This is a genomic window from Paenibacillus sp. FSL F4-0100 (assembly GCF_037993005.1).
Lineage (GTDB): Bacteria > Bacillota > Bacilli > Paenibacillales > Paenibacillaceae > Paenibacillus_AQ.
The window spans coordinates 7,600,781-7,612,778 of record NZ_CP150303.1 but is presented as its reverse complement, the minus strand read 5'-3'; the positions used below and the strand labels follow the sequence as shown (position 1 = coordinate 7,612,778).

General features: G+C 47.2%; 10 protein-coding genes, 1 pseudogene and 1 riboswitch. Of the genes and pseudogenes, 5 read left to right on the top strand and 6 right to left on the bottom strand.

Annotated elements, in window-relative coordinates; all coding sequences use genetic code 11:
* Positions 1 to 253 precede the first annotated feature (253 nt).
* On the bottom strand, positions 254 to 499 hold the full coding sequence (locus MHH48_RS34530) for a hypothetical protein (protein ID WP_179090760.1): 246 nt from the start codon (positions 497 to 499) through the stop codon (positions 254 to 256).
* Positions 499 to 624, bottom strand: coding sequence for a hypothetical protein (locus MHH48_RS34525; protein ID WP_340389649.1), 126 nt, complete (start codon positions 622 to 624; stop codon positions 499 to 501). The genes MHH48_RS34530 and MHH48_RS34525 overlap by 1 nt, the downstream gene beginning before the upstream one ends.
* A gap of 339 nt (positions 625 to 963) precedes the next feature.
* A riboswitch (cyclic di-GMP riboswitch) is annotated at positions 964 to 1,062 on the top strand.
* Positions 1,063 to 1,214: 152 nt separating this feature from the next.
* On the opposite strand from MHH48_RS34525, the gene MHH48_RS34520 reads away from it, so the two are divergent.
* On the top strand, positions 1,215 to 5,027 hold the full coding sequence (locus MHH48_RS34520) for an S-layer homology domain-containing protein (RefSeq protein WP_076326719.1): 3,813 nt from the start codon (positions 1,215 to 1,217) through the stop codon (positions 5,025 to 5,027).
* 130 nt (positions 5,028 to 5,157) lie between these two features.
* Here MHH48_RS34520 and MHH48_RS34515 read toward each other — a convergent pair whose 3' ends face one another.
* The 4 genes from MHH48_RS34515 to MHH48_RS34500 are packed head-to-tail and all read right to left on the bottom strand — an operon-like array spanning position 5,158 to position 7,170.
* On the bottom strand, positions 5,158 to 5,778 hold the full coding sequence (locus MHH48_RS34515) for a class I SAM-dependent methyltransferase (RefSeq protein WP_076326718.1): 621 nt from the start codon (positions 5,776 to 5,778) through the stop codon (positions 5,158 to 5,160).
* A gap of 5 nt (positions 5,779 to 5,783) precedes the next feature.
* Positions 5,784 to 6,482: a DUF4386 domain-containing protein gene (locus tag MHH48_RS34510; RefSeq protein WP_076326717.1), complete on the bottom strand. Its 699-nt coding sequence runs from the start codon at positions 6,480 to 6,482 to the stop codon at positions 5,784 to 5,786.
* Positions 6,483 to 6,500: 18 nt separating this feature from the next.
* Positions 6,501 to 6,722 carry a helix-turn-helix transcriptional regulator gene (locus MHH48_RS34505; RefSeq protein ID WP_076326716.1) on the bottom strand — a complete coding sequence of 74 codons (222 nt, stop codon included), beginning with the start codon at positions 6,720 to 6,722 and terminating at the stop codon, positions 6,501 to 6,503.
* A 1-nt stretch (position 6,723) separates the two neighbouring features.
* On the bottom strand, positions 6,724 to 7,170 hold the full coding sequence (locus MHH48_RS34500) for a hypothetical protein (RefSeq protein WP_076326715.1): 447 nt from the start codon (positions 7,168 to 7,170) through the stop codon (positions 6,724 to 6,726).
* A 108-nt stretch (positions 7,171 to 7,278) separates the two neighbouring features.
* Here MHH48_RS34500 and MHH48_RS34495 point away from each other — a divergent pair.
* From MHH48_RS34495 to MHH48_RS34480, 4 genes and pseudogenes are all read left to right on the top strand, one after another.
* Positions 7,279 to 7,509, top strand: a pseudogene (locus tag MHH48_RS34495) (phage tail protein); the annotation flags it as partial.
* A 381-nt stretch (positions 7,510 to 7,890) separates the two neighbouring features.
* Positions 7,891 to 8,568 carry a response regulator transcription factor gene (locus MHH48_RS34490; protein ID WP_076326714.1) on the top strand — a complete coding sequence of 226 codons (678 nt, stop codon included), beginning with the start codon at positions 7,891 to 7,893 and terminating at the stop codon, positions 8,566 to 8,568.
* Complete coding sequence (locus tag MHH48_RS34485; RefSeq protein ID WP_076326713.1) at positions 8,565 to 9,935, top strand: sensor histidine kinase; 1,371 nt, start codon at positions 8,565 to 8,567, stop codon at positions 9,933 to 9,935. Before MHH48_RS34490 ends, MHH48_RS34485 begins: the two co-directional genes overlap by 4 nt.
* 89 nt (positions 9,936 to 10,024) lie before the next feature.
* Positions 10,025 to 11,728, top strand: a complete 1,704-nt coding sequence (locus MHH48_RS34480; RefSeq protein ID WP_076326712.1) for a S41 family peptidase — start codon at positions 10,025 to 10,027, stop codon at positions 11,726 to 11,728.
* The last annotated feature ends 270 nt before the right edge of the window (positions 11,729 to 11,998 follow it).

The following is an 11,998-nucleotide window of genomic DNA, read 5'->3' as shown; positions in this document are numbered from 1 at the left end:
ACCGTATCATAAGTAGGGCGAAATTTGCACGAAAACACCAGGTGTAGGGACCATCCGTGGTGGATGGAGGCAACGAATTAGAGTACTTTTAAGGGCAGAACTGAAATCTTCGCGACGATGATTTTGGCTGCGTTGAGCGTGCGGTATTTTACGATTAAGTCACGTTAGACCTGTCTTGGCCTTACATTTACAAGCAATATGCTGGCAACGATAAGCACCATGCCCACGATAAGGTTCATCGTCAAATGTTCATTCAGGAACAAAATGCTGCAGATGATTGAGCCGACCGGGATGAGGAACGTGTGCGAGCCGACTTCGATGCCTCGCCTGAACCAATTAGCTTGAAGTATACGAGCCAACCGAGCGCAATGACGAATACGGAGATGAACAGCGTATCGTACAAGAAGGCTGCCGTCCAGCGCACCTCTGACCAGCTCTCGACAGTCGAGCCGTAAGCCGTCATGACGATGCCTCCAATCACGATCTGCATAGCGGTCATCACAGCGAATCGACCTTGGCCGCCTGCCGTTTGATATAGACTGTGCCAAGCGCCCAGCTTAGTTGCGGATCCCAAGGCGAGCAGAATGCCGAAGATGGAGATGCCTCCAATCCACCGATGCTCATCGAGGCGACTCCGCCGAAGCCGAGCAGTAGGCCGACCATTTTCCGGAGAAAGTTGACAAACAGCCCCTCAAGGCCGTGACCGCTGCAAGTCAGATAAGGTTGTATAGAAAATGTATAGGAGGAGCTAGTAGACTATAAGTTAATGAAGAAATAAGTAGATTTTTGGCGGATCCGACATGATCGTCCCGAATAAAAAAAATAGTGGTGATCACTTTTCCTAAAATTCTGCAAATAAAAGTAGGTTTCAACAAAGTTGGAGTATCGGGCCTAACCGTCCATTTTTTTCGAAGTATAATCCTAATTACGCAAGTGTTTAAATTCAATACTGTATACATACTCGTACGATAATGGCAAACCCGTTGAAAGACGGGGACGCAAAGCTAGAGGGGCTAAAGGATTTGCTGAAAACGCAAATGTCAATGCCAGCCAGCCGCCGAATACGACGGAAACTTCCGTCTGTTAGCGCATGCCGCTTAAAGGACGGAAGTTTTTTTATTATATCGTAAAGGAGGATCGAAAAAGTCAGCTATGAGGATGGGGGCTTATCCCACTTCATTTAAAATCGCAATGAATTTGGAGGAATGATTTATATGCGCGTCCATGGATCCAGGAATTATTGGAATAAACAACTGATCCTGCTGCTTGTTTTTATGCTAGTAGCGGAAGGATTTTTCACTATGCTTGCGCCACAAACGGCGAAAGCGGCTGCTCCTGCTCCAGGCGGGGTTAGCGGAGATTTGATCTCCTGGGTAGAGTTCACGAAGAGCATGGAGCAGGGGAAAATTGAAAACAACCTTGTTACCGAATTGCAGGACTTGGCGGATGAAGGAAGGAAATGGACTCCGTTTGCAACAAAGGAACAGAAGGTGGAGAATATCGGCAATAAAATGATCAACTTCCACCTCGTGACCGTTCCCGAAAGTTCCGATGCTGCCGTACAATATAAGACGAATTCGCCATTTGCCGATCCAACTTCAAATGCACGGGAAGTATTTTCCGTTCAGTCAAAAGATCTGGATGAAGCATGCCCAGCAGTGCCTCCTCCTGGTACGTACAATAGCGGCTTTCCTTGGGTAATGGGGGGGACTATGCCGGATGAATATTGTTCCCCAAAAACCGGTTTCGGTAGAATATCTTCAGGTCTCGGTTCTACTCAAGTGAGGGGGACAGTTAATCCCTTTAAAGAATTACCTACCATGTTGAATGTCTCAAGCGCGGTTAATAGCTGGAGGCTTAACATGAACGGGGCGATAACTGGTGGCGAATCGACCAATACAGTGAATTGGGAGACGACCGGGGCAGATGACGGATACTATGCGATCGGAGGAGCTAAAGCAACACCTTTCAAGGGCGGGAACATCGCGGAAGTCCTGGTATATAACCGCACACTGACAGATACGGAGCGGCAACAGGTCAATAGCTACCTGGCTCTCAAATACGGGATGACGATGGCAACCCGTGATTATTTGGCCAGCGACGGCATAACCAAGATGTTTAGCCATGCCGACAACACCGGCTATGGCAAGCACATTACGGGAATTGGCCGCGACGATAACGGCACATTGAATCAGAAGCAATCGAAGTCGCAGGTAGCGGGCGCCAATGTAACGATTGCGCTGGGTGATGCGATCACAGCGACTAACGATGCTAATACGAACCCGATTGCAAACGATAAAAGCTTCTTCGTTTTCAGCGACAATAACTTGTCGACCGTGTACGCCAAAGTCATCGATAATGACGATCTTCCCGCAAGCCATCAATTACAGCTCGCAACCAGCGTAACGTCGGCCAAGATGATGAATCGCGCATACAAGGTCGACAAAAGCGCCGATTGGAGCGATGCTCCGATTACCTTAAAAGTGGACGGCGCGGATGCAAGCGAGAATCAAGTGTTCTTATTCGTAAGTCCGGATAGCGCATTCTCGTCGGATGTAACCGCGCTGCCGCTGGATGCTGCGACGGGTCAAATTACGGTGAACAGCAGCGTATTGTCTGACGGCAGCTATTTTACATTTGTGGAGTATGTGGATAAGAGGTCGTTGGAGTCTCATGTTATTGATGCCGGAACCCTGGTGGAGGCCAATTATACCGCAGCCAGCTGGCAGGCATTTCAGCAAGCATTAGCTGATTCTAATAGCATTCTTACGGATGCGAATAAAATGCAAGATGAAGTGAATGCAGCCTTGAAGGCTCTTGAGGATGCTCGTGTAGCGCTAGTAAGCATAGCGGCACTTCAGGAGAAAGTGGATGAGATTAACGGCGAAATTACCGGCGGAACGTTGACGGAAACGGATTATACGGAGGAGAGCTGGGCCGAGTTGCAGAACAAGCTGGGCGAGGCCCAGACCGTTCTGAATGATCCGAACGCAACGAAGGCGGAGATCGATGCGGCATTAAAGGCGCTTGAGACTGCGCGCGGAAACCTCGTGATGGCGGGAGCGGAGCTTGAATCGCTGAACGTCTTCAATGCCGACGATAGAAGCCCGATCGACTTCGAACCGCCGTTCGACGGCGATCGATACTTGAATTATACGACGGTTTCGAATTCCGTCTATGGGGTCGGCATTGAACTGAAAGCATTGAATCCGAACAGTACCGTCAAAGTGACATTAAATGGACAAGAGGTCGATGCCGCCGAATGGGATCGTCTGCCGCTCCATGAAGGCCTCAATGTCATCAAGGTAGAGGTGACCGATCCGAATGGCAATACGAATGTGTATCGGATTGAAGTTTATCGTGTTTCCAACAAGCTCATATCGCTGACGCCTTCTACCGGTGTCTTGGAGCCTGCATTCGACACGCTAACGGAAAATTATAAGATGAGCGTTACGAACAGCGTCTATCAGCTTCATTGGACGCCGGTAACCTTGGATTCGACCGCTACGATCGAGTTCAGCGTAAATGGCGGGGCATACGCTGGGATCGCCAGAGGAACCGCAACTCCGCTTCATTCGCTTCAAGTCGGCGACAACACGGTCGTCTTTAAGGTGACGGATCAGGATGGCGTTGAAAGGTTGTATACCGTTATCGTAACCAGAGCCAGTGCACCTACGCCTGGCGATGGCGGTGGTGGCGGTAATGGCGGTAATAGCGGTAATGGCGGCAATGAAGGGGGAAGCGCAACTGCACCTGTACCGTCGGATGGCTCGGACATTCGTACATCCGTGAACGGGAAAGAGTATTCGTTTGCAACCGGCAAAACGTCAACTTCGGGAGACCGCACGATAACGTCGGTTCAAGTCGATCTGGACAAGCTGAACAATGCTTTGAATCAAGGCAACGGACAAAAGCTTGAGATTCTTTCTCCGAAAGACAGCGATTTAAAGGTTGACGGATTGACGGCAGAAACCGTGAAGCAAATCGCCGATAAGGGCGCAACCCTAGAGATCATCAATCCGCTAGCGATCTATCCGGTTCCTGGCGGAAAAATGGACTTCAACGGGGTGTCCAAGCAATTGGACAACGCGGCGCTCGGCGATATAGCGGTTCATATCGACATAAAGCGTTCTTCGGATACTTTGATCAATAACGCAAAGAACAAAGCGTCAGCGGAAGGTTACGAACTTCTGGTCAACCCGGTCGATCTGGATCTCACCTTCTCGCATGGCAGCAAGACGGTCAGATCGGAACAATTGAACGGATATGCGGCGAAATACATCGCTCAACCGGAAGACATCGATCCGAACCGCATTACCACAGGCGTTATCGTCAATCCGGACGGCAGCGTGTTCCACGTTCCGACGGTCGTGACGAAGATCAACAATCGCTATTATGCGATGATCAACGATTTGCGCAGCAGCGGTTCCTACTCGGTCATCTGGAATCCGCAGGATTTCGACGACGTGAAGAAGCACTGGGGCAAAGCGGACGTGAACAATATTGCCGCAAGGCTTGATCTTGCGGGTACCGGGAACAATACGTTCTCGCCGGATCGGAACGTGACGCGCTCCGAGTTTTCGGAAATTGTTGGGCTCGGTTTGGGCTTGATGCGGCAGAACGCACCAGAGAACATGTTCCCTGACGTTCCGGCTTCCGCTTGGTATCGAAACTCCGTTGCGATTGCTACTGAATTCGATATCGTCCGAGGCTATGACGACGGTAACTTCTATGGTGACCAACAGATTACGAGAGAACAGGGAATCGCGATGGTCGCGCGGGCATACAACCTGATCGACCCGCAAACCTCGCTCAGCGAGAATCGCATTGCTGAACTGCTGGCGAATTATAAAGACGCGGCAAGCGTATCCGCTTGGGCGAGAGCGGAAGTCGCCCGGCTGATCGAAGTGGGAATCGTTCAGGGCAACGGGCCCCAACTGCTCAGTCCGCAATCGAATATGACACGTGCCGAAACGACGGCATTGATTGCAAGATTGCTTAAAACAACCAATTTGATAGACAAGTAAACAAGTTACCCGAACAACCATTGACGAGTTACGATCGTCGATGGTTGTTTTTTCGCCGATAGCTCCGTTAAGCTGAACCGTATCATAAGTAACGGCGAAATATTTGGTGAAATGGCTCTTTCGTAACATATCAAATCTTCCTAGCAACAATGAAATATTCCTGAGAGCTTTTCTTCAAGCAATCTGATTCGACAATTGAAAAACTCCCTTTCTCAATTGTATCGATTAAATTTCGTATTTTAAATGATCTTATATTCGGCGTTAGACCAACTCTACCTGCAATGAATAACAAGCTGCTTAGAAATTTCTTTTCTCCCAAGCATGGTATTGCAGAAATCAATAATCCTCCCGGTTTCAACAGTTCATTCATTCGTTGCAGAACGATATGTTCATCTTCCAACAAATGCAGAACATGGAAGGCCAAAATGGCATCAAATGAGCCTTTCTTATGCCTTTCATCGAAAATGGTCGCATGAGCGTAGTTTATGTTTGCGATGTTTCGCTCTTTTGCCTTTTTTTCTGCAATTGCGATCATATTCGAAGATATATCAATCGCATGAATCCCTTTCACATATTCGGCAATTTCATTTGCTATCAACCCAGTGCCACAGCCGAAATCCAAAACAATGCTGCTTATTTTAAGATGCGTTTTCGTTCTTTTTATTATATTGATGTAAGTCTGTTCATCCTTCATCTCGATTTGATCATATTGACTTGCTGTTTTGTCCCAGAAACGTTCTGATGCATTCATTTCCGTTACACCTTCTTTTCAAGAGCATCCGCCCGGTTGAATCCTTTAAGGATTAGCCATATAGCCAAAACCAATTGTTGAGAGGCTATTGGAACGTTCAACGTCATGTAGGTTGCATCGAGACCGATGAAGCGAATCATAAATAATAAGCTCGCCAATATGGACAATATAGATCCAATAAGACCCGAAACGGACAACCAGCGTGGGACGAATTTTGTTTGGTAAAATATGCAGTTAAACAAGAACATAGCCAAAACAGATGTCAGTGTCGTGGCCACATGATTCACCAAATCACGTCCTTCCCGTAACAATCCACCCAAGGTCTGAAAATACGAGTCATCCAGAGTTCCAACTTTTGCAAATTCGTGGCTTAATGTCAATAGCAACAGAAGAATGATTACACCAGTAATAATGAACACACCCGCAATGATTCCGAAAGCAGCAGATCCAAGAGCTAAACCTTTATTATGCTTACTTAGAACCGGATACAACGCAATAGGAATACCCACATATGCAACAACCATTAACAACTGGGAAAACGCTCCTATCAGTACCTGATTTCCATTTGTAGAAGCCTGAACAAGGTAGTCTGCTCCATCTATAACTGGAACAACACTAAATATACCTGTAACCAACCCGGCTAATAATAACACCCCGGTAATTACTGCAGACCTTCTGCCTGAATTTGTATTCTTCCTCATCATCCATGAGCCTCCTCATCCTTACCTGCCCTTATCATCATATTGAAAGACCTCTTCGATGGACTTTTCGAAGACACGCGCGATGCGAAAAGCCAGCTCCAATGAAGGTGAATAATTCCCCTTCTCGATAGCAACAATCGTTTGTCTGGTGACCCCGGCCTTATCAGCTAATTGCTGCTGGGTCATCTCGTTATGATGAAAGCGAAGATTCCGTATATGATTGCTGATCGCATCCTTTCCCATGTTAGACTCCCTTTCTATAAAAGTAGAATTGAGCGATACGTCCCAGTAGATCGGATAAAAAACCGAAGAAGATCAACACAAGAAACGTTAAGTAAGTTGGAAGATCCGTAACGAGTGGAATCATGGATAATATAAACCCGAAGAAAAACACATAAAGCGAAATCCGGTCTGCCTTCAACTCGATGATCTTATCCAACTCATCTTCAAAAGAAGGCCCATCTTCATTCGTGGCGATTTTATTGATGATGACAAACACGACATGAATAATAATCTTAGCTACAATCGACACCGGGAGCAGCACCAGAATGAAGGAACCCCAAAAACTGAAGTCGCTGGCCGAAGTGATGCTGCCTTCCTCGGCCTTGTTTACAGCGTATAAAGTGTAGAGCGTGAAGATGAGTAAACTGCTGATGATGGAAACAAAAATTTTTTTTTCTTGATAGGACATATTGACCTCCTCATTAAAGGAATCATTTCCAAAATGTAAACTAAACTATACATAATGTAATTAAAACCAGATCTTTTGTCAAGTTTGCTTTACACACATTTCTGCGCCATCAATGTGTCTACGATTGGTTTAGAGTCTTCACCTGTAGCAGAAGCGCTTTCTGGTTTACGTGCTAATGAAGCTCGCTACTTTATGAACAAATACAAGCATGAATTTACGGTTGCACCCGCCAGCGAGAGTCAAGAGAGCCTTGATTATGTGAACCGCATTTTGAAAGAACGCGATATTGCGTTTGCGGCCAAGCCTTTGGAAACATCGCGTTTTAAAGTGGAGAATATGGTAGAGTTCTTTAGTTATATCCAACCAGTGAGCGGAGAGGGAAGCGAGTCTACACTCTCAGAAATCGTGGATAGGCTTCGAGGCAAGCGTATTAATGAGCAGAAAAGGCCTTTCAAGTAATCCACCAAGTCGTTAATTTCACCAAACTCGAAATAAAGGATATAAGAGACATAATTCTGAAGCAGAGTAAACGTTGTTTTATTATCGGAGTAAATATGTATCAAATAATCAACGTCATTGATAAGCTGTATTACACCTTTTAATCCTTCCTCCGTATGCAATGACAGCTTGGGCGATTTACCCTTTAATGCGGAAGAGCTATAATTCCATCAAAAGCCCGTACGTAAATTTAGGTGAATTTCAAAGGAGGCCCATAGGAAAATGACCAGAATTCTTGTCGCAGACGACGATGCCCATATTCGCAAGCTCATAGCCTTGTATTTGCGGAACGAAGGGCTCGATACTGTCGAGGCGGCAGACGGTGTCGAGGCGCTATCCATCATGGAGAATTCGACTGTCGATATCGTTATTCTCGATATTATGATGCCGCATATGGACGGATGGGAGTTGTGCAGGGAGATCCGTCGTCTATATCCGGAAATTCCGCTGCTTATGGTAACAGCCAAAGGAGAATCGGGGCAAAAGGTGAAAGGCTTCCAGCTCGGCACGGATGATTATGTGACCAAGCCTTTCGATCCCTTGGAGCTTGTGATGAGAGTAAAAGCGCTTCTGAAGCGTTATCGAATCGTTTCCTCCCAGATCGTTCAATTAGGTGGAATCGTGTTGGACCGGCGGGCCTTCAAAGTGGTTCGACAAGGCGAAGAGCTCATATTGCCGTTAAAAGAGTTTGAGCTTCTGTTCAAACTGGCCTGTCACCCTGGACAGATATTTACCAGAGAACAGCTAATCATGCAAATATGGGGGATGGATTACGAAGGCGACGACCGAACCGTCGATGTCCATATTAAGAGAATTAGGGAGCGCTTCACCGAGGATTCCGAGCATTTCAGAATCGAGACGGTCCGCAGTCTCGGATACCGGCTAGAGGTGAAGAAATGACAAGGTCTTTATACGTCCGCGTCGTGCTAACGTTTTTGGCTGCCATGGGAATAGGCCTGATTGTCTCCGTTCTGGCGGGGCTCGCCCTATTCGAGAAAAAAATAGACCGAATCGGGCAGAACGATTTGATAGCCGCGGGCGAGGAAATCATTCGCGTCTACGAACAGACGGGGCCGGCAAATTTGGCTCGGTTTATGGATAGCATGGTGAAGCTGACCTCCTACTCCGTTCAACTATACGACGACTCTGGAGCCATGGGATCCTTCAAGTACAGCTCCGACACGAAAGATCTTGCGATTTCGCAGGAATCCATTCGGAAAGTAAGGGAAGGCGAGATATACCGGTCTTCCTCCAAGGATAAGGAGACGTTCATCGGGCTGCCTTTCCAAATCGGCGGTGAGCGTCAAGCTTTATTTTTGCGGCCCTCATCCAGGAACGAATCGACCCTCATTCACTTGATGTTTACCATCCTTTTATTTGTTCTGATTACGGGAAGCGCCTGCATTCTCATAGCCGCCATCTATGTTGTAAAACCGATAAAGACGCTTACTGCCGCGACTAGACGGCTTGCGAAGGGCGATTTCGACGTGGAATTGGGAGTGAAGCGCAAGGACGAGCTGGGAACTTTGGCTCAGAGCTTTAACGAGATGGCGGTTGGGCTTAAACAATTGGAGCAGATGCGTCAGGACTTTGTCTCGAATGTGTCGCACGAGATTCAGTCCCCTTTAACGTCCATTTCCGGTTTTGCGAAAGCGCTGAAGGACATAAAAGCAATTGCCGAAGACGAGCGCATTCAGTATCTTGATATCATCTTGGCCGAAAGTGGCCGATTATCCAGGCTCAGCGATAATTTACTCAAGCTCGCGTCCCTCGATTCCAATCACCATCCATTGGAGTACGCCACGTTTCATCTTGACGAACAAATCAGGCAGGTTGTCGTGAACTGCGAACCTCTATGGTCAGAGAAAAACATGGATATTGATCTGGATTTGCCTCAGGCTGTTGCAATAACGGCCGATAAGGATCAGCTCAATCAAATATGGACGAATCTGCTCGGCAACAGCATCAAGTTTACGCCGGAAGGCGGACTTATCCATTTTCAATTAAGGACTCGCATGGACGGATATACCGTGACTTTATCCGATTCCGGGATCGGTATTGCACCTGAACAACTGGACCGCGTTTTTGAGCGTTTTTACATGACGGACAGGTCCCGGAATCGCAGTGGCGGTGGCAACGGCCTTGGACTGGCTATCGTCAAAAAAATTGTCGCTCTTCACCGGGGTGATATTAATATGGAAAGCAAAGTCGGACAAGGCACGAAAGTCGTCGTTCATCTGCCCGCCATTCCGCCTGTCAAAGCGTAAACCAGTTCACGCTCCGTTCATATTTCTCCCATACTCTTCCGAATGTATCGCAACGACTACAGGAGAAAAGGAATTGGAGGAGACGGAAAATGAGCGTTATTGGCACGATCGATTCGGTAAAATGGCTGACGGTTTATGAGTTGGTTATGTGCATCATCAGTTTATTCGTATTGACGGTTTACGCGGTACCTATCAAAAAATATTCCAGATGGTTTGATTTTTTACCCAGTGTGGGTGTGCTCGCAGCCATTGCAAGTATCCTGTCCGGGGATATGACCCATTTGGCTCTGATCATCGAGTCGCTGACGCTAATCGTGTTTTTATGCACAATAAGGAGACTGTTAAAGCCCAAAGTCTGGACGGCTCCAAAGAAGAAAGTATTTAGGAGCGTTAGGAGCGTAATCTGCGTATGCGGAGTTGTCCCCATTGTGTTTGCGTTAGCAAACGCGGGGGTATTACGGTACAACCCGATTAGCGATTTTAGCGGCATGAGCTACTCCAAGGCGTTCGTGGCCATGAATGAAAGATTATCGCGGGAATATCCGTTCGGGGAATGGAAGAAGATCGAATGGAATGAGCGCCGAAGCAAGTATGAGCCTATATTCAAACAGGCCGAGAAAGACGAAAACTTCGATTTGTACTATAAAACGTTAAGAGAATATCTGTTTTCGCTGCGGGACGGACATATCAAAATTATTAACGATAATGTGTACGATGGGAATACGGTATTTAAAAAGGAAGTTGGCGGCGGCTTTGGACTAAGCACCGTTCAATTGGATAACGGCAAAGTTGTCGTAAGTCTGGTTTTGGAGAACAGCCCCGCGGCCAAGAGCGGAATAAAGCTAGGTGCGGAAATCGTCGCGTGGGACGGAAAAACGGGGAAGGAAACGTTCGACCAGACGACTTGGAACGAGAACAACATGGCTACGGATGAGGTGAAGAGGTTCAATCAGGGGCGATTTATGGTGCGCGCGCCGATCGGCAAGGAAGTACAGGTCGAATTTCGCAATTGGGGGGAGTCCGAGCATATCCGTACGAAGCTGACGGCTTATGACGATCAATTCGAGACGTTGAAGAAGACGAGAATCCAACTCACCCAAGCCGATCTGGATGCTTCCCCTATCGAAGGGAGAATTCTTGGCAACGGCTATGGATATGTGAAAATCAAGCATTTTCTCCCCGACTCAAACGCCACCTCACCGGAAAAAAGCCTGGCGGACCTATTGAAAATGTTCCAGGACAGGCACGCAAAAGGCTTGATCATCGATCTGCGGAACAATCCCGGCGGGGACGATCAGCTTGCCGCCAATCTGGCCGGTTTCTTCGTCAAGGAGATGAAACACTACGAATATGTCAGTTATTACAACAGATACACGGGGAAATTTGAACTGAACCGGAATGAAGTCGTCAAGGTCAAGCCCGTAAAGCCCTATTTCGACGGGAAGGTGGCCATCTTGATCAACAGCAGAACCGGAAGCTCAGGAGAAGGGATGCCTCTTGTTCTAAAAGGCGTACCCAATGTCAAAATCGTAGGGTTCACCTCAACGGCCGGTTCGTTCGGACTTATGAGCAGCCCGATCGAGATCAAGATGCCGGAAGGCTACGTCATCCAGTTCCCTGATGGAAGGTCGCTCAATCAGAACAAGAAGGTCCAGGGAGACGCCGACCAAACCGGAGTGGGGGGCGCGGTTCCCGATATCAAAATCCCCCTAAATGAAGAAACGTTCAAAGCAAGCATGATGGACGGGCAAGACGTCGAGTTGGAGTATGCAATCGAAGCGATGAAGAAATAAATAGACGACCGGTTTGGTTGGCCTTGCCCGTTAGAGATACCGCTTCAAACCTATTGTCTCCATTTTTATTATTGTATCACTGTATCCCATTTGAGGGCTGGGATCAAAAAAAACCATCTTTCACTCGATATTCCTGTAAATCACCATTTAAGCTATATTGCTTCCAATCAATTCGATGTGCAGTTACTTGCCATGCATGAATGAATGAATGAATTGTTCGTGATAGTTTCCAAACCGCATCAATGTAAATAAAAATAAATCAAATGATCA